Origin of the sequence: Pseudomonas sp. NPDC089422 (assembly GCF_044749405.1) — a bacterium.
Taxonomy (GTDB): Bacteria; Pseudomonadota; Gammaproteobacteria; order Pseudomonadales; family Pseudomonadaceae; genus Aquipseudomonas.
The window spans coordinates 165429-188221 of record NZ_JBIVHW010000001.1 but is presented as its reverse complement, the minus strand read 5'-3'; the positions used below and the strand labels follow the sequence as shown (position 1 = coordinate 188221).

Annotated in this window: 19 protein-coding genes; 8 read left to right on the top strand and 11 right to left on the bottom strand. The window is 63.5% G+C overall.

Features of this window, described 5'->3' with window-relative positions:
• Positions 1–95 precede the first annotated feature (95 nt).
• Positions 96–1175, top strand: a complete 1080-nt coding sequence (locus ACIPZ8_RS00885; protein ID WP_400719144.1) for a patatin-like phospholipase family protein — start codon at positions 96–98, stop codon at positions 1173–1175.
• A 53-nt stretch (positions 1176–1228) separates the two neighbouring features.
• Positions 1229–1585 (top strand): 6-carboxytetrahydropterin synthase QueD, encoded by a 357-nt coding sequence (queD, locus tag ACIPZ8_RS00880; RefSeq protein WP_012271598.1) that lies wholly within the window; start codon positions 1229–1231, stop codon positions 1583–1585.
• 3 nt (positions 1586–1588) lie between these two features.
• Here queD and ACIPZ8_RS00875 read toward each other — a convergent pair whose 3' ends face one another.
• Both ACIPZ8_RS00875 and ACIPZ8_RS00870 read right to left on the bottom strand, forming a co-directional pair.
• Complete coding sequence (locus ACIPZ8_RS00875) at positions 1589–2209, bottom strand: hypothetical protein (protein WP_400719143.1); 621 nt, start codon at positions 2207–2209, stop codon at positions 1589–1591.
• Between the two features lie 73 nt (positions 2210–2282).
• Positions 2283–2750, bottom strand: a complete 468-nt coding sequence (locus tag ACIPZ8_RS00870) for a DUF1289 domain-containing protein (RefSeq protein ID WP_400719724.1) — start codon at positions 2748–2750, stop codon at positions 2283–2285.
• 404 nt (positions 2751–3154) lie between these two features.
• Between ACIPZ8_RS00870 and acnB the strand changes: the two genes are divergently transcribed.
• On the top strand, positions 3155–5764 hold the full coding sequence (acnB, locus tag ACIPZ8_RS00865) for a bifunctional aconitate hydratase 2/2-methylisocitrate dehydratase (protein WP_400719722.1): 2610 nt from the start codon (positions 3155–3157) through the stop codon (positions 5762–5764).
• A 71-nt stretch (positions 5765–5835) separates the two neighbouring features.
• On the opposite strand, the gene prpD is transcribed toward acnB, so the two are convergent.
• From prpD to ACIPZ8_RS00835, 6 genes are all read right to left on the bottom strand, one after another.
• Positions 5836–7320: a 2-methylcitrate dehydratase gene (prpD, locus tag ACIPZ8_RS00860; protein WP_400719142.1), complete on the bottom strand. Its 1485-nt coding sequence runs from the start codon at positions 7318–7320 to the stop codon at positions 5836–5838.
• 157 nt (positions 7321–7477) lie between these two features.
• Positions 7478–8668, bottom strand: coding sequence for a 2-methylaconitate cis-trans isomerase PrpF (prpF, locus tag ACIPZ8_RS00855; protein WP_400719141.1), 1191 nt, complete (start codon positions 8666–8668; stop codon positions 7478–7480).
• A gap of 13 nt (positions 8669–8681) precedes the next feature.
• A complete protein-coding gene (acnD, locus tag ACIPZ8_RS00850; protein WP_400719140.1) occupies positions 8682–11270 on the bottom strand; it encodes a Fe/S-dependent 2-methylisocitrate dehydratase AcnD in 2589 nt (862 codons plus the stop codon).
• A gap of 80 nt (positions 11271–11350) precedes the next feature.
• Positions 11351–12478, bottom strand: coding sequence for a 2-methylcitrate synthase (prpC, locus tag ACIPZ8_RS00845; protein ID WP_400719139.1), 1128 nt, complete (start codon positions 12476–12478; stop codon positions 11351–11353).
• Between the two features lie 61 nt (positions 12479–12539).
• Entirely contained in the window at positions 12540–13430 is an 891-nt protein-coding gene (gene prpB, locus ACIPZ8_RS00840) for a methylisocitrate lyase (protein ID WP_060507956.1), read from the bottom strand.
• Complete coding sequence (locus ACIPZ8_RS00835; RefSeq protein WP_400719138.1) at positions 13427–14143, bottom strand: GntR family transcriptional regulator; 717 nt, start codon at positions 14141–14143, stop codon at positions 13427–13429. Before ACIPZ8_RS00835 ends, prpB begins: the two co-directional genes overlap by 4 nt.
• A 299-nt stretch (positions 14144–14442) precedes the next feature.
• Between ACIPZ8_RS00835 and ACIPZ8_RS00830 the strand changes: the two genes are divergently transcribed.
• The 5 genes from ACIPZ8_RS00830 to ACIPZ8_RS00810 all read left to right on the top strand — a co-directional run bounded on the left by ACIPZ8_RS00830 (position 14443) and on the right by ACIPZ8_RS00810 (position 19876).
• Positions 14443–14979: an ATP-dependent zinc protease gene (locus ACIPZ8_RS00830; RefSeq protein WP_027919647.1), complete on the top strand. Its 537-nt coding sequence runs from the start codon at positions 14443–14445 to the stop codon at positions 14977–14979.
• Between the two features lie 5 nt (positions 14980–14984).
• Positions 14985–16520: an inactive transglutaminase family protein gene (locus ACIPZ8_RS00825; RefSeq protein ID WP_294333384.1), complete on the top strand. Its 1536-nt coding sequence runs from the start codon at positions 14985–14987 to the stop codon at positions 16518–16520.
• Positions 16520–17500, top strand: coding sequence for an alpha-L-glutamate ligase-like protein (locus ACIPZ8_RS00820; RefSeq protein ID WP_152956369.1), 981 nt, complete (start codon positions 16520–16522; stop codon positions 17498–17500). The genes ACIPZ8_RS00825 and ACIPZ8_RS00820 overlap by 1 nt, the downstream gene beginning before the upstream one ends.
• A gap of 207 nt (positions 17501–17707) precedes the next feature.
• Positions 17708–19051: an aminodeoxychorismate synthase component I gene (gene pabB, locus ACIPZ8_RS00815; protein ID WP_400719137.1), complete on the top strand. Its 1344-nt coding sequence runs from the start codon at positions 17708–17710 to the stop codon at positions 19049–19051.
• 90 nt (positions 19052–19141) lie between these two features.
• Positions 19142–19876: a phosphoadenylyl-sulfate reductase gene (locus ACIPZ8_RS00810; RefSeq protein WP_400719136.1), complete on the top strand. Its 735-nt coding sequence runs from the start codon at positions 19142–19144 to the stop codon at positions 19874–19876.
• A gap of 86 nt (positions 19877–19962) precedes the next feature.
• Here ACIPZ8_RS00810 and cysB read toward each other — a convergent pair whose 3' ends face one another.
• The 3 genes from cysB to ACIPZ8_RS00795 form a co-directional block, all read right to left on the bottom strand.
• On the bottom strand, positions 19963–20937 hold the full coding sequence (gene cysB / locus ACIPZ8_RS00805; RefSeq protein ID WP_027593928.1) for an HTH-type transcriptional regulator CysB: 975 nt from the start codon (positions 20935–20937) through the stop codon (positions 19963–19965).
• 129 nt (positions 20938–21066) lie between these two features.
• Positions 21067–21564 carry a universal stress protein gene (locus ACIPZ8_RS00800; RefSeq protein ID WP_110631661.1) on the bottom strand — a complete coding sequence of 166 codons (498 nt, stop codon included), beginning with the start codon at positions 21562–21564 and terminating at the stop codon, positions 21067–21069.
• A gap of 104 nt (positions 21565–21668) precedes the next feature.
• A complete protein-coding gene (locus ACIPZ8_RS00795; RefSeq protein WP_400719135.1) occupies positions 21669–22616 on the bottom strand; it encodes a putative 2-dehydropantoate 2-reductase in 948 nt (315 codons plus the stop codon).
• Positions 22617–22793 lie beyond the last annotated feature (177 nt).

The following is a 22793-nucleotide window of genomic DNA, read 5'->3' as shown; positions in this document are numbered from 1 at the left end:
CTTAATTCAACCTGAAAACAGCTGGCGCCATGATAGCGCAGCTGCAACGGGATCAAGCCCCTATAATGACCGGCTTGTCAGTCGCGAGATCCGTCATGAGCGCCATTCACATCAAATTTCCTGCACTCAGCTTCAAGGCTGGCCGGCGTGCGCTGCAGCAAATTCGCGAGCAGGGTCTGCAGGCAGCCGATGTGGGCGTGTTGCCAGGTGCGGCGGGTGGGCCCAAACCCCTGGGTATCCAGGGCCTGGACCTGGCGCTGTTCGGTGAATGGCTGCCTTCGGCGCCGCGACAACGCTCGCTGATCGGCGCCTCGATCGGCTCCTGGCGCTTCGCCAGTGCCTGCCTCGACGACCCGGTCGCCGGCCTCCGCCGCCTGGGCGAGCTGTACACCGAACAGGACTTTGCCAAGGGCGTCACCCCCGCCGAGATCAGCCGCAGTTGCCAGCGCATGCTCGACGACCTGCTGCAGGGCCGCGACGGGCAGATCCTCGCCAACCCGCACTACCGCCTGAACATCCTGGTGGTAAAGAGCCACGGCCAGCTCGCGCACGACCATCGTGGCCGCCTGGGCATGGGCCTGGGCTCGGTGATCGCCAGCAACCTGCTGGGGCGCTCGCGCCTGGCCCGGCACTTTGAACGGATCATCCTGCATGATGAGCGCAGCGAGCCGCCGCTCGATGCGCTGACCGACTTCCCCTCGCGCTGCCTGCCGCTGGACCTGGCCAACCTGCGCCAGGCCTTGCTCGCCTCGGGCTCGATCCCGATGGTAATGGAAGGCGTGCGTGACATTCCCGGTGCAGGTGCTGGCACCTACCGCGACGGCGGCCTGCTCGACTACCACCTCGATCTGCCCTACCGAGGTGACGACCTGGTGCTGTACCCGCACTTTACCGACAAGGTGGTGCCCGGCTGGTTCGACAAGGCACTGCCCTGGCGCAAGGGCGATGCCACGCGCCTGCAGAACGTGCTGCTGATGACGCCCTCGCCGCAGTACCTGGCCGCCCTGCCCTTCGGCAAGCTGCCGGACCGCAACGACTTCAAGCGCTTCATGGGCGACGCGCCGAGCCGCAAGCGCTACTGGTACAAGGCGATTGCCGAAAGCCAGCGGCTGGGCGATGAGCTGCTGGAACTGATTGCCACCGGGCGGTTGCATGAACGCCTGCAAGCCTTGTAGCGGGCATGCTGGTAGACTGCGCGCATTATTGATTCACACAGAGTTATCACCGCGTGGAAATTTTCAAAGAGTTCACATTCGAATCGGCCCACCGCCTGCCCCACGTACCGGAAGGCCACAAGTGCGGCCGCCTGCACGGCCACTCGTTCAAGGTCGGCCTGCACCTGACCGGCCCGCTCGACCCGCACACCGGCTGGATCCGCGATTTCGCCGAGGTCAAGGCGATCTTCAAGCCGATCTATGAGCAACTGGACCACAACTACCTGAATGACATTCCCGGCCTGGAGAACCCCACCAGCGAAGTGATCGCCAAATGGATCTGGGACCAGGTCAAGCCGCTGATGCCAGAGCTGTCGAAAGTGCGCATCCATGAAACCTGCACCAGCGGTTGTGAATACACCGGCGATTGACCGTTACGGGCGCAGGCCTTTGTGGATGATCCTCATGGCGACCAACCCCGGAGTGCCGCCCCCCGTATAAAAATACGGGCGCCCGAACTGCTTGTAACGGTTCATCGGGTAACCTCCAGGGGAGATGAAGCGCAGATTGCATATCAGCTGCTGACGCTGGAGCGTTGCCGGCAGCCCTTCGATCTGCCACATCGTGGAGCGCTGATACCAATTCTCCAACACCTTTTCGAGCCCGGCGTCGTGGGAACAATCGTACATCCCAACATACCCCGCAACGCCGTCGTCCTCCATGAGAAACTGCCTGCGCTCGAACTTGTCGTCGACAGGCCGGATTTCGTAGTAGCTCGCCAGGCCCTTGCGGTACAGGCCGAACCACAGCAGTTCACAGCGAACCCGCGTTGCCGGGCTCCTCACCGGCAGCTTGAAATCCGAACGCTTCGCCCCCTCAGGCTCACTGCGCATCCAGCCGTCATCACCATCGCCGCTGTAGAACTGGACCCAGATCGGCGCGAGGTTCGGCGTGGCGTAATCCCACTCCTGCGTGTCAATCCGTACACCGTCAAGCTGCCACCAGCACTGGGCGTAAAAGGAATCGTCGGGGTCGTGGATGTAGACGGTTTTCATGTTGGCGTCCTAACCGTGATCAAGGGTGTGCACGGTACGCCTGGGCCACACGGCAGCGCAGAGGGAAGCAGCCCTAATCCAGGCCGCCCTGGAGAAAGGCGGGGGCAATGTAGCGCTGGTAATGCGCCTCGGAGAGGAGGAAGAATTCACGATCGATAGCATCGCGCAGTTGCGGTAATTCCCAATCGCGAAACTCCGGCAGCAGCACCATGCCGTAAGCTTCCAGGTCGCGAATCATCCGCGCCCCACGGGCTATCAGCTGATACGCCCAGCAATATTCCGACTGCTGTTCGACAAAGCGGATCGAGCGCTGCTGCAGCTGCTGGCGCAGCAGGTTTTTGTCGAACACTTCCAGCTTGGCCATCATCACCTGCACCAGCAGCTGTTCCAGGCGCAGCCAGACGGCGCGCTTCTGCTCGTCGTCGTAACCGTTCCAGTTGATCACTTCGTGGTGGAAGCGCTTGCAGCCACGGCACACGGTGTCCCCGTAAACAGTGGAACAGAGGCCGACGCAAGGGGTCTTGATGGACTGGTTGGACATTGAAAACAACGGCTTGGCGGTGGAACACGGGGTCATGTTAGCCCTTTGTCTAACCAGGGTCACCCGTTAAAGTCATGATAGCTGCCTTACCTTCGGGCTTTTTTTGCCGTAGAATCATCCCGCCTTTTCAAGGCAACAATGTCCGTTGGAAGCTGTTTTCAAAGCGTCACGAGCACAGTTCATCCGGTAGAACGGCGTTGGCCCGGGCCATGCACCCCTCGCATGCCCGCGCCAGCCCTCATCAGCTCCCGTTCTGCAGGCGTAAAACTTTGAAAGCAGCTTCTGTAAGGATTCTTTGCGACTCTGGCTGGGCGGCCCACAAAGCCGTGGCAGCGCATGGGTGCATTGAATGCTGGATGAGCGTCCCGGACTCCCTTTAGGGACCACTGATGAGGGTAATAACTGTGCTTGAAGCCTACCGCAAACACATCGAAGAGCGTGCCGCCCTGGGTATCGTGCCCCAGCCGCTGAACGCCGAACAAACTGCAGGCCTGGTCGAGCTGCTGAAAAACCCGCCAGCCGGCGAAGAAGCCTTCCTCGTAGACCTGATCACCAACCGCGTTCCGCCAGGAGTCGACGAAGCTGCCTACGTCAAGGCCGCTTTCCTCTCCGCCGTGGCCAAGGGCGAAGCCAAGTCGCCACTGATCGACCGCAAGCACGCTGCTGAACTGCTGGGCACCATGCAGGGCGGCTACAACATCGAGACGCTGGTTGCGCTGCTCGACGACGCCGAACTGGGCGCCGTCGCGGCCGAACAGCTCAAGCACACCCTGCTGATGTTCGATGCCTTCCACGACGTGGCCGAAAAGGCCAAGGCCGGCAACGTTCACGCCAAGGCCGTGCTGCAATCCTGGGCTGCCGGCGAATGGTTCACCTCGCGTCCGGCCATCGCCGACAAGTACACCCTGACCGTGTTCAAGGTGCCTGGCGAAACCAACACCGACGACCTGTCCCCTGCTCCGGACGCCTGGTCGCGCCCTGACATCCCGCTGCACGCCCTGGCCATGCTGAAAATGGCCCGTGACGGCATCGAGCCGTCGCAGCCGGGTTCGGTCGGCCCGCTGGCACAGATCGAAGCGGTCAAGGCCAAGGGCTTCCCGGTTGCCTACGTCGGTGACGTGGTCGGTACCGGTTCCTCGCGCAAATCCGCCACCAACTCGGTGCTGTGGTTCTTCGGCGACGACATCCCGTACGTGCCGAACAAGCGCGCCGGTGGCTTCTGCTTCGGCACCAAGATCGCCCCGATCTTCTACAACACCATGGAAGACGCCGGCGCCCTGCCGATCGAATTCGACTGCACCAACCTGGCCATGGGCGACGTCATCGACGTCTACCCGTTCAAAGGTGAAGTGCGCCGTCACGGCAGCGACGAGCTGGTCACCGAGTTCGCGCTGAAAACCGAAGTGCTGCTCGACGAAGTCCGCGCTGGCGGCCGCATCCCGCTGATCGTCGGCCGTGGCCTGACCGAAAAAGCCCGTGCCGAACTGGGCCTGGGTGCTTCCGACCTGTTCAAGAAGCCAGAGCAGCCTGCCGACACCGGCAAGGGCTTCACCCTGGCACAGAAGATGGTCGGCCGTGCCTGCGGCCTGCCAGAAGGCCAGGGCGTACGCCCAGGTGCCTACTGCGAGCCGAAGATGACCACCGTCGGTTCCCAGGACACCACTGGCCCGATGACCCGCGACGAGCTGAAAGACCTGGCATGCCTGGGCTTCTCCGCTGACCTGGTGATGCAGTCGTTCTGCCACACCGCGGCCTACCCGAAGCCGATCGACGTCAACACCCACCACACCCTGCCAGACTTCATCCGCACCCGTGGCGGCGTGTCGCTGCGCCCGGGCGACGGCATCATCCACAGCTGGCTGAACCGCATGCTGATGCCTGACACCGTGGGTACCGGTGGCGACTCGCACACCCGCTTCCCGATCGGCATCTCGTTCCCGGCCGGTTCCGGCCTGGTGGCCTTCGCCGCCGCCACCGGCGTCATGCCGCTGGACATGCCAGAATCGATCCTAGTGCGCTTCAAGGGCAAACTGCAACCCGGCATCACCCTGCGTGACCTGGTCCACGCCATCCCTTACTACGCCATCCAGAAGGGCCTGCTGACCGTCGAGAAGAAAGGCAAGAAAAACGCCTTCTCCGGCCGCATCCTGGAAATCGAAGGCCTGGACGAACTGACCGTCGAGCAAGCCTTCGAGCTGTCCGACGCCTCGGCCGAGCGTTCCGCTGCCGGCTGCACCATCAAGCTGCCGGAAAAGGCCATCGCCGAGTACCTGCAGTCCAACATCACCCTGCTGCGCTGGATGATCGGCGAAGGCTACGGCGATGCCCGCACCCTGGAGCGCCGCGCCCAGGCCATGGAAGCCTGGCTGGCCAAGCCTGAGCTGCTGTCGGCCGACGCCGATGCCGAATACGCCGAAATCATCGAAATCGACCTGGCCGACGTCAAGGAGCCTGTGCTCTGCGCGCCGAACGACCCGGACGATGCCCGCCTGCTGTCCTCGGTACAGGGCGAGAAGATCGACGAAGTGTTCATCGGTTCGTGCATGACCAACATCGGTCACTTCCGCGCTGCCGGCAAGCTGCTGGACAAGGTCAAGGGCGGTATCCCGACCCGTCTGTGGCTGGCCCCGCCAACCAAGATGGACGCCCACCAGCTGACCGAAGAAGGCTACTACGGCATCTACGGCAAGGCCGGTGCGCGCATGGAAATGCCAGGCTGCTCGCTGTGCATGGGTAACCAGGCACGTGTGCAGACCGGTTCGACCGTGGTCTCCACCTCGACCCGTAACTTCCCGAACCGTCTGGGCGACGCCACCAACGTGTACCTGGCCTCGGCCGAGCTGGCTGCGGTCGCGTCGATCATCGGCAAGCTGCCGACCGTCGAAGAGTACATGCAGTACGCCAAAGACATCGACAGCATGGCTGCCGACGTCTACCGCTACCTGAGCTTCGACCAGATCGCCGAGTTCCGCGAAGCGGCTGCCAACGCCAAGATCCCGGTGGTTCAGGCGTAAGCATCGGTTGTAGGCTGTAAAACAAAGCCCCGGCAGAAATGCCGGGGCTTTTTGTTTTACCTGTACCGGCCTCAGATCACGAACAGATCCACAAACCTGTGCACTGCCATCTGCTCCAGCTGTTGCTGGTCCTTGCACAGTTCGAAGATCTGCTGACAGCGCTGCCGCACAAAGCGTGTCGCCAGGTTGTCCTTGAACTTGGCTTCCAGCAACGGTATCCCCTCCTCGCGCCGCCGCCGATGCCCGATCGGGTATTCCACCAGCACCTGCTCGGTACTGCTGCCATCCTTGAAGAACACCTGCACGGCATTGGCAATCGAGCGCTTGTCGGCTTCCAGGTACTCGCGACTGAAACGTGGGTCTTCAACCACCTCCATCTTCTCGCGCAGGCGATCGATGCTCGGGTGATGGGCATGGAAGGTATCTTCATAATGCTCGGCCACCAGGTGGCCGAAGATCAGCGGCACCGCCACCATGTACTGCAGACAGTGGTCACGGTCGGCGGCGTTGGCCAACGGGCCACGCTTGGAAATGATGCGAATCGCCGACTCCTGGGTGGTGATGACGATGCGGTCTATTTCATGCAGGCGGTTGCGTACCAGCGGGTGCAGGGTGACCGCCGCCTCGCAGGCTGTCTGGGCGTGGAACTCGGCCGGGAAGCTGACCTTGAACAGCACATTTTCCATCACATAACTGGCCAAGGGTTGCGGCAGGCGCAATTCGTAATGGCCGGCCGGTTTTACCGCCAGGTCCTTGTTGGTGTGACTGAACGAGACGTCATGGAACCCCCACTGCGCCGCCGTCAGCACCCCGGGCACGCCCATTTCGCCACGTAGCGCGATATCGGCCAGGCGCACGCCACGGCTGGAGGCATCACCGGCCGCCCAGGACTTGCGTGAACCGGCATTGGGCGCATGGCGATAAGTGCGCAGCGCCTGGCCATCGACGAAGGCATGGGACAAGGCTGAAAGCATCTGTTCGCGGTTGGCGCCCATCAGCCTGGCGCACACGGCGGTCGAGGCCACCTTGACCAGTATCACGTGATCGAGGCCAACCCGATTGAACGAGTTCTCCAGCGCCAGCACGCCCTGGATCTCGTGGGCCATGACCATGGCATCGAGCACGTCGCGCATCAGCAGCGGTGCTTCGCCGCTGGCCACACGCTTCTGTGACAGGTGATCGGCAACCGCCAGGATGCCGCCAAGGTTGTCCGAGGGGTGCGCCCACTCGGCGGCCAGCCAGGTGTCGTTGTAGTCCAGCCAGCGCACGGTGCAGCCGATGTCCCAGGCGGCCTTGACCGGGTCGAGGCGGTAGGCGGTGCCGGGGACCCTTGCGCCATTGGGCACCACGGTACCTTCGACCAGAGGGCCGAGGAGTTTGGTGCATTCAGGGAAGCGCAGGGCCAGCAGGCCGCAGCCCAGGGTGTCCATCAGGCAGTTGCGCGCGGTGTCCAGGGCTTCGGGGGATTCGACCCGGTATGTGAGGGCGTAGTCGGCGAGGGTTTGCAGCACCCGGTCGTAGTCCGGGCGGTCGTTCAGGTCCACGTTGGCGCTCATAGCCAGCTCCCTTCAGAATTGCCGGGGCCGCTTCGCGACCCTTTCGCGACACGAGGCCGCTCCTACAGGTATCGCGTAACTCTTGTAGGAGCGGCCTTGCGTCGCGAAAGGGCTGCAACGCAGCCCCTGCGAACTAAAGCCGAGCGCCAGTGGTGCGTTAGAAGCTATCGCCGGGCACGCGAACCCAGCCCTCCATCAGCACGCGAGCACTGCGGCTCATGATTGCCTTGGTCACCGTCCACTGGCCATCCACCTGGCGCGCCTCGGCCCCGACCCGCAACGTGCCGGACGGATGACCGAATCGCACGGCACTGCGCTCGCCCCCGCCCGCAGCGAGGTTGACCAAGGTGCCCGGAATGGCTGCGGCGGTGCCGATGGCCACGGCTGCGGTGCCCATCATCGCGTGGTGCAGCTTGCCCATGGACAACGCACGCACCAGCAGGTCGATGTCACCGGCCACAACCACCTTGCCACTGGACGCAGTGTAGGTGCTCGGCGGCGCAACGAAAGCCACCTTCGGCGTGTGCTGACGCCCGGCAGCCTGGTCGACATGCTCGATCAGGCCCATGCGTACGGCGCCATAGGCGCGGATGGTCTCGAAGCGCAGCAACGCCTGCGGATCGCCGTTGATCGCATCCTGCAGTTCGGTACCGCTGTAACCGATGTCGGCGGCATTGACGAACACGGTCGGGATGCCAGCGTTGATCAAGGTCGCCTTGAAGGTGCCAACACCTGGCACTTCCAGGTCGTCCACCAGGTTGCCGGTGGGGAACATCGCCCCACCGTCGCCATCCTCGTCAGCGGCCGGATCCAGGAACTCCAGCTGCACTTCGGCGGCCGGGAAGGTCACGCCGTCCAGTTCGAAGTCGCCGGTTTCCTGCACATCACCTTCGCTGATCGGCACATGGGCGATGATGGTCTTGCCGATGTTGGCCTGCCAGATGCGCACGGTGGCGATGCCATTGCGCGGAATGCGCGCCGGGTCGACCAGGCCGTTGCTGATGGCGAACGAGCCGACCGCCGCGGACAGGTTGCCGCAGTTGCCGCTCCAGTCGACGAAGGCCTTGTCGATGGCGACCTGGCCAAACAGGTAATCGACATCGTGCCCGGGCTTGATGCTTTTCGACAGGATGACGGTCTTGCTGGTGCTCGAAGTGGCCCCGCCCATGCCGTCGATCTGCTTGGCATAAGGGTCGGGGCTGCCGATGACCCGCAACAGCAGGGCGTCGCGGGCCGGGCCCGGGACCTGGGCCGTTTCCGGCAGGTCTTGCAGGCGGAAGAACACGCCCTTGCTGGTACCGCCACGGATGTACGTGGCGGGGATTCTCACTTGCGCTACATGTGCCATGTTCAAGTCCTGTTCAAGCGGTCGCTTCGAGGAAGTCCTGGGCAAAGCGCTGCAGCACCCCGCCCGCCTCATAGATCGACACTTCCTCGGCGGTGTCCAGGCGGCAGGTCACCGGCACTTCCACACGCTCGCCATTGCGCCGCGTGACCACCAGGGTCAGCGTCGCCCGTGGCTTGCGCTCGCCGAGCACGTCATAGGTCTCGCTGCCGTCCAGGCCCAGGGTCTTGCGGTCGGTGCCCGGCTTGAACTCCAGCGGCAGCACGCCCATGCCCACCAGGTTGGTGCGGTGAATGCGCTCGAAGCCCTCGGCGACGATCGCCTCGACACCGGCCAGGCGCACCCCCTTGGCCGCCCAGTCACGGGACGAGCCCTGGCCATAGTCGCCACCGGCAACGATGATCAGCGGCTGCTTGCGCTCCATGTAGGTTTCGATGGCCTCCCACATGCGCGTGACCTTGCCTTCCGGCTCGATGCGCGCCAGCGAGCCTTGCTTCACGCTGCCGTCATCCTTGCGCACCATTTCGTTGAACAGCTTGGGGTTGGCGAAGGTGGCGCGCTGCGCGGTCAGGTGGTCACCACGGTGGGTGGCGTAGGAGTTGAAGTCCTCTTCCGGCAGACCCATCTTCGCCAGGTATTCACCCGCAGCGCTGTCGAGCAGGATGGCGTTGGACGGCGACAGGTGGTCGGTGGTGATGTTGTCCGGCAGCACCGCCAGCGGGCGCATGCCGCGCAGAGTGCGTTCGCCGGCCAGGGCGCCTTCCCAGTAAGGCGGGCGGCGGATATAGGTGCTCATCGGGCGCCAGTCATACAGTGGCGCGACTTTCGGCCCGCGGTCTTCCTCGATGGCGAACATCGGGATGTAGACCTTGCGGAACTGCTCCGGCTTGACCGCCGCGCGCACCACCGCGTCGATTTCTTCGTCGCTCGGCCAGATGTCCTTGAGGCGGATTTCCTTGCCGTCGACCACACCCAGCACGTCCTTTTCGATGTCGAAGCGGATGGTGCCGGCAATCGCGTAGGCCACCACCAGCGGCGGCGAGGCGAGGAACGCCTGCTTGGCATAAGGGTGGATACGCCCGTCGAAGTTGCGGTTGCCCGACAGCACGGCGGTGGCGTACAGGTCACGGTCGATGATTTCCTGCTGGATCACCGGGTCCAGTGCGCCGGACATGCCGTTGCAGGTGGTGCAGGCAAAGGCGACGATGCCGAAGCCCAGTTGCTCCAGTTCCTTTTCCAGCCCCGCTTCTTCCAGGTACAGCTGCACGGCCTTGGAGCCTGGAGCCAGCGACGACTTGACCCACGGTTTGCGGTTGAGGCCGAGCTTGTTGGCGTTGCGCGCCAGGAGGCCTGCGGCAATCACGTTGCGCGGGTTGCTGGTATTGGTGCAACTGGTGATGGCGGCGATGATCACCGCACCGTCGGGCATCTGCCCCGGCACTTCTTCCCAGGCGCCGGCGATGCCCTTGGCCGCCAGCTCGCTGGTAGCGACGCGGGCGTGCGGGTTGGACGGGCCGGCCATGTTGCGCACCACGCTCGACAGGTCGAAGCTCAGGGTGCGCTCGTATTCGGCCTTGGCCAGGCTGTCGGCCCACAGGCCGGCGACCTTGGCGTAGGTCTCGACCAGCTGCACTTGCTGGTCATCGCGGCCGGTCAGCTTGAGGTAGTCGATGGTCTGCTGGTCGATGGCGAACATCGCAGCGGTGGCGCCGTATTCCGGCGCCATGTTGGAGATGGTGGCCCGGTCGCCCAAGGTCAGGGCACGCGCGCCTTCGCCATGGAACTCGAGGTAGGCGCCGACGACTTTCTGCTTGCGCAGGAATTCGGTCAAGGCCAGTACCAGGTCGGTGGCGGTGATGTTCGGTGCCAGCTTGCCGGTCAGCTCGACGCCGACGATTTCCGGCAGGCGCATCCACGAGGCACGGCCAAGCATGACGTTTTCGGCTTCCAGGCCGCCGACACCAATGGCGATCACGCCCAGGGCGTCGACATGGGGGGTGTGGCTGTCGGTGCCGACGCAGGTGTCCGGGTAGGCCACGCCGCGGTCGCTGTGGATCACCGGCGACATTTTCTCCAGGTTGATCTGGTGCATGATGCCGTTGCCGGGCTGGATCACGTCGACGTTCTTGAACGCCTTCTTGGTCCAGTTGATGAAATGGAAGCGGTCTTCGTTACGGCGGTCTTCGATGGCGCGGTTCTTCTCGAACGCCTGCGGGTCGAAGCCACCGCACTCCACGGCCAGGGAGTGGTCGACGATCAGCTGCACCGGCACCACCGGGTTGACCTGGGCCGGGTCACCGCCCTTGTCGGCGATGGCATCGCGCAGGCCGGCGAGGTCGACCAGGGCGGTCTGGCCGAGGATGTCATGGCACACCACGCGGGCCGGGAACCAGGGAAAATCGAGGTCGCGCTTGCGCTCGATCAGCTGGCCCAGCGAGGCGTCGAGGGTGGCCGGGTCGCAGCGGCGCACGAGGTTTTCGGCCAGCACGCGGGAGGTATACGGCAGGCTGTCGTAGGCACCGGGCTTGATGGCCTCGACGGCAGCGCGGGCATCGAAGTAGTCCAGGGCTGTGCCTGGCAGGTTCTTGCGGAATGCAGTATTCATCTTGGAATCAGGCTCGGTCACAGGATTCGGAAGGTTGCCCCCGCTTCCACAAGGGAAGCGGGTTGCCTCTCTTTATCTATTCAGCGCTGTTCGATCGGCACGAACTGGCGCTGTTCGACGCCGACATACTCGGCGCTCGGGCGGATGATGCGGTTGTTGGCGCGCTGTTCGAACACATGCGCAGCCCAGCCGGTCAGGCGCGAGCAGACGAAGATCGGGGTGAACAGCTTGGTCGGAATGCCCATGAAGTGGTACGCCGAGGCATGGTAGAAGTCGGCGTTGGGGAACAGGCGCTTCTGCTCCCACATGGTCTTGTCGATGGCTTCGGAAACCGGGTACAGGACGGTGTCACCGACCTGATCGGCCAACTGCTTCGACCAGCCCTTGATCACCTCGTTGCGCGGGTCGGACTCTTTGTAGATCGCGTGGCCGAAGCCCATGATCTTGTCCTTGCGCTCGAGCATGCGCAGCAGCTCGGCGGTAGCCTCCTGCGGGCTCTGGAAGCGCTCGATCAGTTCCATCGCCGCTTCGTTGGCACCACCGTGCAGCGGGCCGCGCAGCGAGCCGATGGCGGCGGTGACACAAGAATACAGGTCGGACAGGGTCGAGGCGCAGACCCGCGCGGTGAAGGTCGAGGCGTTGAACTCGTGCTCGGCGTAGAGGATCAGCGACACGTTCATCACCTTGACGTGCAGCTCGCTCGGCTTCTTGCCATGCAGCAGGTGCAGGAAGTGGCCGCCGAGGGTGTCCTCGTCGCTGGTGCAGTCGATGCGCACGCCGTGGTGGGTGAAGCGGTACCAGTAGCACATCACTGCCGGGAACAGCGCCAGCAGGCGGTCGGTCTTCTCGTGCTGGGCATCGAAGGTCAGCTCGGGCTCCAGGGTACCCAGCACCGAGCAACCGGTGCGCATCACATCCATCGGGTGGGCATCGCGCGGGATGCGCTCGAGCACTTCCTTCAGCGCCTGCGGCAGGTCACGCAGGCCCTTGAGCTTGCGCTTGTAGTCTGCCAGTTCGGCCTTGCTCGGCAGATCGCCGTACAGCAGCAGGTAGGCGACTTCTTCGAATTCGGCAGCGGCGGCCAGGTCACGGACGTCGTAGCCACGGTAGGTCAGGCCGGCACCGGCCTGGCCCACGGTCGACAGTGCGGTCTGGCCGGCCACCTGGCCGCGCAGGCCAGCGCCACTGAGTACTTTTGCTTCGGCCATGGTGTTTCTCCTTCTTGAACTTGTTATAGGAAGCGATCTGGCTAATTCGGGAGCAGTGCGCTCAACCTTTCTTCTGGGCGAACAGCGCGTCGAGGCTCTGCTCGAAGGCGTGGTAACCAATGGCATCGTAGAGCTCCATGCGGGTCTGCATGGTGTCGATCACGTTCTTCTGCGTGCCGTCGCGGCGCAGTGCGGTATAGACGTTTTCAGCCGCCTTGTTCATGGCGCGGAACGCCGACAGCGGGTATAGCACCAGCGACACGTCGACCGAGGCCAGCTCTTCGGTGGTATACAGCGGCGTGGCGCCGAATTCGGTGATGTTGGCCAGGATCGGCGCCTTCACCCGATCGGCGAAGGTCTTGTACATCGACAGTTCGGTGATGGCTTCCGGGAAGATCATGTCGGCGCCAGCCTCGATGCAGGCGGCGGCACGGTCCAGGGCGGCGTTCAGGCCTTCCACCGCCAGGGCGTCGGTGCGCGCCATGATCACGAAGCTGTCATCGGTGCGGGCGTCTACCGCAGCCTTGATACGGTCGACCATTTCCTGCTGGGTGACGATTTCCTTGTTCGGGCGGTGGCCGCAACGCTTGGCACCAACCTGGTCCTCGATATGGATGGCCGCAGCGCCGAACTTGCACATCGAGCGCACGGTGCGGGCAACGTTGAAGGCCGACGCGCCGAAACCGGTGTCGACATCCACCAGCAAGGGCACGTCGCAGACGTCGGTGATGCGGCGCACATCGGTCAGCACGTCATCCAGGCCACTGATGCCCAGGTCAGGCAGGCCCAGGGAGCCAGCGGCAACGCCGCCGCCGGACAGGTAGATGGCCTTGAAACCGGCACGCTTGGCCAGCAGTGCATGGTTGGCGTTGATCGCGCCGACCACTTGCAGGGGGTGTTCGGCGGCAACGGCGTCGCGGAAACGCTGACCGGGGGTGCTCTTCACAGTCATTTCTCACCTCGTGGGCTGTTGTTGTTGGCGTCCAGGTAGTGACGCTCGATGTTGCGCTTGGACGCGCCGATGTGGCGGCGCATCAGGAGTTCGGCCAGCTCGCCGTCACGGCCTTCGATGGCATCGAGAATGCGGTGGTGTTCGGCGAAGGCCTGGCGTGGGCGGTTGGGCGTGGCGGAAAACTGGATGCGGTACATGCGCACCAGTTGGTACAGCTCGCCGCAGAGCATCTTGACCAGGGTCTGGTTGCCGCTGCCCTGGATGATCCGGTAGTGGAAGTCGTAGTCGCCTTCCTGCTGGTAATAGCCAAGCCCGGCCTGGAACGCGGCATCGCGCTCATGGGTATCGAGCACCCGGCGCAGCTCGTCGATGTCAGCCTGGCTCATGCGCTCGGCCGCCAGGCGGCAAGCCATGCCTTCCAGCGATTCGCGGATTTCGTACAGTTCGATCAGCTCGGCGTGGTTGAGCGACACCACCCGCGCGCCGACATGCGGCACGCGCACCAGCAGGCGCTGACCCTCCAGCCGATGGATGGCTTCGCGCAGCGGGCCGCGGCTGATGCCATAGGTGCGCGCCAGCTCCGGTTCGGAGATCTTGCTGCCCGGGGCGATGTCACCCTTGACGATCGCCGCCTGGATACGCCGGAAGACATTCTCGGACAAGGTTTCCGTTTCGTCTGACTCGACGGGGCTTGGGGTGGTGAGGTCCAGCATATTGTCGACACCTTGCTAATCGCTTGAGCAGAAACTAGCGAATCAAAGGCGCACAGTCAAAGACAAAATGAATATTGTCGACAATCGTCTAAGAACGAACTTACCCAGTGATGGCGTTGTCAGATCGCGGCACGCTGGCGTCAAGACGTCGGCGTGATAGAATGCCGCGCCTCCAACGGAGTATCGATAGTGTGTTTGTCATCAATTCATGTTGATGACAGATGAACGAGGAAGCTTGTGCAGTCGTTGCCAGTCACCTTTGCCCCGAACCCCGCACAGCTCAGCACCGCGCCAGGATTATGAGACTTACACCCGTATTATTGCTGTTATGCCTCACCCTGCTGCCGGCCCTTGGCCAGGCGGCGGGCAAGACCGTGTACGGTCTGAACGAGTACGCCCGGCTCGGCGACCTTGACCTGGAAGTGGCCGCCAAGCTCGACACCGGCGCCAAGACCGCGTCGCTCAGTGCCCGCGACATCAAGCGCTTCAAGCGTAACGGCGAAAGCTGGGTGCGCTTCTACCTGGCCATCGACGCCGCCCATTCGCACCCCATCGAACGCCCCCTGGCGCGCGTGAGCAAAATCAAGCGCCGTGCCGGCGACTATGATGCGGAATCCGGCAAGGCCTACACCGCCCGCCCGGTCATCGAACTTGAAATCTGCATGGGCCAGGCCCGGCGCACCATCGAAGTCAACCTCACCGACCGCAGCGCCTTCCAGTTCCCGCTGCTGATCGGCTCCGAGGCGCTCAAGCACTTCGACGCGCTGGTCGACCCAAGCCTTAAATACGCGGCCGGCAAACCTGCCTGTGCCACCGACGCTCCCAAAGCAGAGTAACCCCGATGCGCTCTCTTACCCTCCATCTGAAAGTCCTGATCACCGTGCTGGTGTTGCTCGGCGTGGCGGTCACGGCCTATCAGATCTTCGTGCTCGGCATCCCGGTGACCGAGGACGAGACCGACGACTTGTGGAACATCGACGCCAAGGTCGAGTTCGTCGCCAGCTCCAAGGACCCGGTCAAGATCCAGATGTTCGTGCCGCCGCTGAACCGTGACTACGTCAGCCTCAACGAGAGCTTCATCTCCAACAACTACGGGGTCAGCGTCAACCGCGTCGACGGCAACCGCAAGGTGACCTGGTCGGCGCGCCGCGTCAGCGGCAACCAGACCCTGTACTACCGCCTGGTGCTGACCAAGCGCTACAGCAACGAGAAGTCCGCCATCAAGGGCCCGACCTTCCGTGACAGCCTGGCCATCGACGGCCCCGAGAAGATCGCCGCCGAAGCCCTGATGGCACCGATCCGCCAGCACTCGGCTGACGTCGAGACCTTCGTCAGCGAGACCATCAAGCGGGTCAACAACCTCAACGACGATAACGTCAAGCTGCTGCTGGCCGGCGACACTTCGCCGATGAAGAAGGCCCAGGTCATCGACCTGCTGCTGTCGATCGCCCATGTGCCGATGGAAAAGGTCCACACCATCCGGCTGGTTGCCGACACACCCCAGACCCCGGAGCTGTGGCTGCGCAGCTTCAACGGCAACGACTGGCTGTACTTCAACCCGGACACCGGCGAACAGGGCCTGCCAGCCGACCGCCTGCTGTGGTGGACCGGTGACGACAACCTGATCACCGTCGATGGCGGCAAGAAGGCCAACGTCACCTTCAGCATGAACAACAGCGAGATGAACGCCATCCGCCTGGCCAAGCTGACCGACGAGAACACCGACGCCGACTTCCTCGAGTACTCGCTGTACGGCCTGCCACTGCAGACCCAGCAGACCTTCATGATCATGGTGATGATCCCGATCGGCGTGCTGGTGATCCTGATCCTGCGCAACCTGATCGGCATCCAGACCCTGGGTACCTTCACCCCGGTACTGATCGCCCTGGCCTTCCGTGAGACCCAGCTGGGCTTCGGCATCGTGCTGTTCACGGTGATTACCGCGCTGGGGCTGTCGCTGCGCTCGTACCTGGAGCACCTGAAGCTGCAGATGCTGCCGCGCCTGTCGGTGGTGCTGACCTTCGTCGTGGTCCTGATTGCCGCCATCAGCCTGTTCAGCCACAAGCTGGGCCTGGAGCGCGGCCTGTCGGTGGCGCTGTTCCCGATGGTGATCCTGACCATGACCATCGAACGCCTGTCGATCACCTGGGAAGAGCGCGGTGGTGGCCATGCCATGAAAGTGGCGATCGGCACCCTGTTCGCCGCATCCCTGGCGCACCTGCTGATGATGGTGCCGGAGCTGGTGTACTTCGTCTTCACCTTCCCGGCCGTGCTGTTGATCCTGGTGGGCTTCATGCTGGCGATGGGCCGCTACCGCGGCTACCGCCTGACCGAGCTCGTGCGCTTCAAGGCATTCCTGAAGAAGGCTGACGCCTGATGTTTGGCCTGATCAAGACGTGGAAAGCCCTGGAGGCCCGGGGCATCATGGGGATCAACCGGCGCAACGCGGACTACGTGTTGAAGTACAACAAGCGCCATTTGTACCCGATCGTCGACGACAAGATCATCACCAAGGAGCGAGCACTCGCAGCCGGCATCCATGTGCCGGAGATGTACGGCATCATCGAGACCGAGAAGCAGATCGAAAAGCTTCACGAAATCATCGGCGGGCGCAACGACTTCGTCATCAAGCCGGCGCAGGGCGCCGGCGGTGACGGCATCCTGGTGATCGCCGACCGCTTCGAGGACCGCTATCGCACGGTGTCCGGCAAGATCATCAGCCACGAGGAAATCGAGCACCAGGTGTCGAGCATCCTCACCGGCCTGTACTCGCTCGGCGGCCACCGAGACCGTGCACTGATCGAGTACCGGGTGACCCCGGACCAGATCTTCAAGAGCATCAGCTACGAAGGCGTGCCAGACATCCGCATCATCGTGCTGATGGGCTACCCGGTGATGGCCATGCTGCGCCTGCCGACCCGCCAGTCCGGCGGCAAGGCCAACCTGCACCAAGGCGCCATCGGCGTGGGCGTGGACCTGGCCACCGGCGTTACCCTGCGCGGCACCTGGCTGAACAACATCATCAGCAAGCACCCGGACACCACCAACGCGGTGGACGGCGTGCAATTACCGAACTGGGACGGCTTCATGAAGCTGGCCGCCGGCTGCTACGAGCTGTGCGGGCTGGGCTACATCGGCGTGGACATGGTGCTGGATCAGGACAAGGGGCCGCTGATTCTCGAACTCAACGCCCGCCCTGGCCTGAACATCCAGATCGCCAACGACACCGGGCTGACCCAGCGCACCCATGCCATCGAAGCGCACATCGAAGCGCTGGCCAAGGAAGGGATCACCGAAGACGCCGAGCAGCGGGTGCGGGTGACCCAGAACCTGTTCGGGCACGTGCATCCGCGTTAAGCCCCCTGGGGCTGCTGCGCAGCCCTTTCGCGACACAAGGCCGCTCCTACAGATTGATGCGCCCCCTGTAGGAGCGGCCTTGTGTCGCGAAAGGGCCGCAAAGCGGCCCCGTCCAAACGCGATGTTTGAATGTCGCATCAGAGCTAGGCGCATTTCCTACACAGGTCTACAATCGCCCTCCTCGCTTTTACATCGCCGTCCACACTGATGCCGACCTGTACGCTCCACCCCCTGCCCTATCAGCCCGACCCCGCTGCCTATTTCGCCCGCCTGCGCCAGGCACCCGGCGCGATCCTGCTCGACAGCGCCCGCCCCGGTGCCGAGCGCGGCCGCTTCGACCTGCTCAGCGCCTGGCCCGTGCAGCAGCTACAGGCCCAGCCCGACGAGAACGGCCGGGCCTTCCTCGAACGCCTGCGCGCCAGCCTGGCGCAACTGGGTGAAGCACAGCTGCCGGCCGGCATCGAGCTACCCTTCGCCGGCGGCCTGATCGGCTACCTGAGTTACGACTTCGGCCGTCGCCTGGAACAGCTGCCCAGCCTGTCGAGCGACGACCTGGGCTTGCCCGATGCGCAGCTGGGGCTGTACGCCTGGGCAGTGGTGACCGACCACCAGCTTGGTACCAGCCAACTGGTGTTCCACCCGAGCCTGGCCCATGAAGAGCGGGCTCGCCTGACGGCACTGTTCGAGACTGTCGACACTTCGACGTGCGGTAATTTCCAGCTGCTCGCCCCCATGCGGGGCGACCTGCAACCGCAACAGTACAAAGCCGCCTTCGACCAGGTGCAGCGCTACATCCAGGCCGGCGACTGCTACCAGATCAACCTCACCCAGCGCTTCCGCGCGCCCTGCCAGGGCGACCCATGGCACGCCTACCAGGCTCTGCGTCAAGCCTGCCCGACGCCGTTCTCCGGCTACCAGCAGCTGGCTGACGGCAGTGCGCTGCTGAGCTTTTCCCCGGAGCGCTTCATCCGCGTCAGCCAGGGGCAGGTGGAAACGCGGCCGATCAAGGGCACCCGCCCGCGCTCGGCCGACCCTGCCGAGGACGCACGCAATGCCGAAGAGCTGCGCCACAGCGCCAAGGACCGCTCGGAAAACCTGATGATCGTCGACCTGCTGCGCAACGACCTGGGACGTACCTGCGAAATCGGCTCGGTGAAGGTGCCGGAGCTGTTCAGCCTGGAAAGCTACCCCAACGTCCACCACCTGGTCAGCAGCGTCACCGGCCAGCTGGCCCGCGACAAGGACGCCTTGGACCTGATCGGCGACAGCTTCCCGGGCGGCTCGATCACCGGTGCGCCGAAGATCCGCGCCATGCAGATCATCGACGAGCTGGAACCCACCCGCCGCGCGCTGTACTGCGGCTCGCTGCTGTACGTGGACGTGCGTGGCGAAATGGACAGCTCCATCGCCATCCGCAGCCTGCTGGTCAAGGATGGCCAAGTCAGTTGCTGGGGCGGCGGCGCAGTGGTGGCCGACTCGAACTGGCAGGCCGAATACGAGGAATCGATTGCCAAGGTGCGGGTGCTGATGGAAACGCTGCAGAGCCTTTGAGGCTCATCGCCAGGCGTCTACCCCGCCATTTTTTGTTACCATCACCCCATTACGAGCGCACAGCGCCACAGCCAAGATGGAAACCGCCTGATGAGCCAACCCTTCGACGTCGCCGCCCTGGCCGCGACCTATGCCAACAAGTCCCCGCAGGACATCCTCAAGCTCGCCTTCGAGCACTTTGGCGATGACCTGTGGATCTCCTTCAGCGGCGCCGAGGATGTGGTGCTGGTCGACATGGCCTGGAAGCTGAACAAGCAGGTCAAGGTATTCAGCCTCGACACCGGCCGCCTGCACCCGGAGACCTACCGTTTCATCGACCAGGTGCGCGAGCATTACAACCTGCCGATCGAAATCCTCAGCCCGGATCGCGCCAAGCTCGACCCGTTCGTCAAGGAAAAAGGCCTGTTCAGCTTCTACAAGGACGGCCATGGCGAATGCTGCGGCATCCGCAAGATCGAACCACTGCGGCGCAAGCTCGCCACCGTCAGCGCCTGGGCCACCGGCCAGCGTCGCGACCAGAGCCCAGGTACCCGCAGCCAGGTGGCAGCGCTGGAAATCGACGGCGCGTTCTCCACGCCCGAGCGCACCCTGTACAAGTTCAACCCGCTGGCGCAAATGACCAGCGAGGAAGTGTGGGGTTACATCCGCATGCTGGAGCTGCCGTACAACAGCCTGCACGAACGCGGCTTCATCAGCATCGGTTGCGAGCCTTGCACGCGACCGGTGCTGCCGAACCAGCACGAGCGCGAAGGCCGCTGGTGGTGGGAAGAGTCGACCCAGAAGGAATGCGGGCTACATGCCGGCAACCTGATCGGCAAGGCCTGAAAGCAAGCCGCAAGCTGCAAGAAAAAAGCAGCCCGCGTACGGTCTGCTTTTTCTAGTATCTTGCCGCTTGCAGCTTGCCGCTGCTTTTAGTGCACCGGCAGCTCGACGCCTTCGAACAGCTCTTCGAGTTCCTGCTTGTTGTGGCACTGAATGGCCTTGGCCATCACTTCACGGGTCAGGTGCGGTGCGAACTTCTCGATGAAGTCGCACATGAAGCCACGCAGGAAGGTGCCACGGCGGAAGCCGATCTTGGTGATGCTGGCCTCGAACAGCTCGCTGGCATCCAACGCCACCAGGTCGCTGTCGAGCTTGGTGTCGACTGCCATCTTGGCCACGATGCCCACGCCCAGACCCAGGCGCACGTACGTCTTGATGACGTCGGCGTCAGCAGCGGTGAACACCACTTTCGGCGTCAGGCCACGGTGGTTGAAGGCTTCGTCCAGCTTCGAACGGCCGGTGAATCCGAACACGTAGGTGACGATCGGGTATTCCGCAACGGCTTCCAGGGTCAGCTTCGGCAGCTTGGTCAGCGGGTGACCTTGCGGCACCACCACGCAACGGTTCCACTTGTAGCACGGCATCATGATCAGGTCGCCGAACAGCTCCAGCGCCTCGGTGGCGATGGCGAAATCGACGGTGCCGTCGGCCGCCATTTCCGCGATCTGCATCGGCGAGCCCTGGTGCATGTGCAAGGCCACTTCCGGGTATTGCTTGATGAAGCTGCTGATCACCGGTGGCAGCGCATAGCGTGCCTGGGTGTGGGTGGTGGCGATGGACAGCGTGCCTTTCTTCTCGTTGGAGAACTCCTGGGCGATCTGCTTGATGCTCTCGACCTTGCGCAGGATCTCGCCAGCGGTGTTGATGATGCGCTCACCGGCCGGGGTTACCCGGGTCAGGTGCTTGCCGCTGCGAGCGAAGACTTCAACACCCAGTTCGTCTTCGAGCAGGCGGATCTGCTTGCTGATCCCCGGCTGCGAGGTGTACAGGCTCTGCGCCGTCGCGGAGACGTTGAGGTCATGGTGCGCCACTTCCCAGATGTAGCGCAGTTGTTGAAGCTTCATAGGTTTCCCTCGAATCGGCGGTAAGTCAGCGGCAGCAGGCAGCGACGAGATATAACTATATTAGTGGTTCTCGAAATAAAACTAGAACTATTTTGTTACACGCGCCTCCGAAACAGCCTACCTCCAGCTTCACGATTTCCTACGCCCAAGGTGCTGAGAGAGCGGCACCATGTACACCGGCACCGGCGACAGTTGCAGCAAGCGCACTGCCGTTCGGCCAATCGGCACATCCACCCCGGCACCGGCGGTGTGGCTGCCAAAGATCAGCAGGTCGACGCTCAGCCGCTGCGCCTGGTCAAGGATGACCTGCGCCGGATCACCCTGACGCACCCGCACCGCCTTGATCAGTGCCAGATCTGCGTCCTCGCCCAATTCGTCACGAAAGTTTTCCAGCACCCGCTGTTCGATATTGGCCATCACCGTGTTGACGCCTTCGCTGTGCAATTCATCCAGCGTCTGCTCATCGAGGTAACTCTGCAGCAGGGACTCGGCGAACTGCCCCATGGGCTCCACCGCATGAATCACGTAGAGCTCTGCGCTGAAGGCGCGAGCCAGGGTCAGGGCGTGCTGCATGACAAAAGGCGCGTAGACACCGAGGTCGGTGGCGTACAGCATGGAGCGGATCATTCGACCTCCTCGACTGCCGTTGCGGCAGAGCAAGCTTCAGCTTAGCAGCGCACCGGACCCGCGCTTTGCCGTCCGGCGCACTGCTGGTGCGGCCTGCAGAGGGTTCAGCCAGCCCGGTTGGCGCGGTCGATGAAGGCCAGGGCCTGATACAACATTTGCATCTGCGGCAGACTGCAGCCGGCCGCCTGCGCGCGGGCAATCGGCTCGGCATAGATCGCCTGCAGTTCCAGCGGGCGCTGCTGGGCATGGTCGTGGTACATGCTCGGCCAGTAATCGGGCATCTGTTCGGTCATGCGCAACAGTTGCTCGGCGTAGCCAGCTGGCAACACATGACCGCACGCGGCGGCACCCTGCACCACTTCAGCCATCAGTGCCTGAATCAGTTCGCGACTGTCGGCATCGGCCATCAGCGGCGCGGTGCTGGCTCCCAGCAACACCGAAAGGCCGTTGTACGGCACATTCCACACCAGTTTCTGCCAGCGCGCCTGGCCGAGATTGGCCATGGCCTGGGAGTCGATGCCCGCCGCACGGAACAACCCGGCGCCCGCTTCGACGATCGCCGCACCGCCATCTTCGGCTGGCCCGCTGTGATAGCCGAGGTTGACCGCACCCAGCGCCTGGTGACGAATCACCCCTGGAGCCTGGCGATTGACGCAGATGAAACACAGGCCTCCCAGTAAATGCAGGCTGCCCGGCAAGGCCGCCCTCAGCTGCTCCTCCACGCCGAGGCCATTCTGCAGCAGCACCACTTTGGCATCGGCAGCGGCGGCCTGGACGATCAGCGGTGCGAGCTCGGCATTGCGGGTCGCCTTGGCGCCCACCAGCAGCCAGTCGCAGGGCGGCATGTCGCCAGCGCTGGCATAGGCATTGACCGGCATCTGCAGCGCGCCATGCACCGCATGCTCGAGCTTGAGGCCCTGTTCGCGGACCACGTCATATTCACTGCGCAGCAGGAAATGCACATCGAAACCGGCGCGTGCCAGCATCAGCCCATAGAAACCGCCGATAGCACCGCTGCCAATGATGCCGATACGTGGATTGCGAAAAGCCATGTCATTCTCCCGGACAGGTTGATCCGCTTTTTTACACCTTCAGGGCCAGCCAGGCACACACAAGTGTGTCAACACGCGCCGAATCCCATTGTCGCGCCCCCTGTAACGCGCTAAGGTTCGGCTCCCCGCTGCGAACATTATTGCTGCTGGGCCGCACGGGGATTGCTGGCGGCCGGC

Coding starts and splice junctions, on each gene's coding strand:
- ACIPZ8_RS00795 (WP_400719135.1), bottom strand. CDS start 22,616: ATGGCTTTTCGCAATCCACGTATCGGCATCATTGGCAGCGGTGCTATC.
- ACIPZ8_RS00825 (WP_294333384.1), top strand. CDS start 14,985: ATGCGCTCTCTTACCCTCCATCTGAAAGTCCTGATCACCGTGCTGGTG.
- ACIPZ8_RS00875 (WP_400719143.1), bottom strand. CDS start 2,209: ATGAAAACCGTCTACATCCACGACCCCGACGATTCCTTTTACGCCCAG.
- ACIPZ8_RS00870 (WP_400719724.1), bottom strand. CDS start 2,750: ATGTCCAACCAGTCCATCAAGACCCCTTGCGTCGGCCTCTGTTCCACT.
- acnD (WP_400719140.1), bottom strand. CDS start 11,270: ATGAATACTGCATTCCGCAAGAACCTGCCAGGCACAGCCCTGGACTAC.
- ACIPZ8_RS00885 (WP_400719144.1), top strand. CDS start 96: ATGAGCGCCATTCACATCAAATTTCCTGCACTCAGCTTCAAGGCTGGC.
- ACIPZ8_RS00820 (WP_152956369.1), top strand. CDS start 16,520: ATGTTTGGCCTGATCAAGACGTGGAAAGCCCTGGAGGCCCGGGGCATC.
- prpC (WP_400719139.1), bottom strand. CDS start 12,478: ATGGCCGAAGCAAAAGTACTCAGTGGCGCTGGCCTGCGCGGCCAGGTG.
- cysB (WP_027593928.1), bottom strand. CDS start 20,937: ATGAAGCTTCAACAACTGCGCTACATCTGGGAAGTGGCGCACCATGAC.
- prpF (WP_400719141.1), bottom strand. CDS start 8,668: ATGGCACATGTAGCGCAAGTGAGAATCCCCGCCACGTACATCCGTGGC.
- ACIPZ8_RS00830 (WP_027919647.1), top strand. CDS start 14,443: ATGAGACTTACACCCGTATTATTGCTGTTATGCCTCACCCTGCTGCCG.
- ACIPZ8_RS00835 (WP_400719138.1), bottom strand. CDS start 14,143: ATGCTGGACCTCACCACCCCAAGCCCCGTCGAGTCAGACGAAACGGAA.
- pabB (WP_400719137.1), top strand. CDS start 17,708: ATGCCGACCTGTACGCTCCACCCCCTGCCCTATCAGCCCGACCCCGCT.
- prpD (WP_400719142.1), bottom strand. CDS start 7,320: ATGAGCGCCAACGTGGACCTGAACGACCGCCCGGACTACGACCGGGTG.
- ACIPZ8_RS00800 (WP_110631661.1), bottom strand. CDS start 21,564: ATGATCCGCTCCATGCTGTACGCCACCGACCTCGGTGTCTACGCGCCT.
- ACIPZ8_RS00810 (WP_400719136.1), top strand. CDS start 19,142: ATGAGCCAACCCTTCGACGTCGCCGCCCTGGCCGCGACCTATGCCAAC.
- prpB (WP_060507956.1), bottom strand. CDS start 13,430: ATGACTGTGAAGAGCACCCCCGGTCAGCGTTTCCGCGACGCCGTTGCC.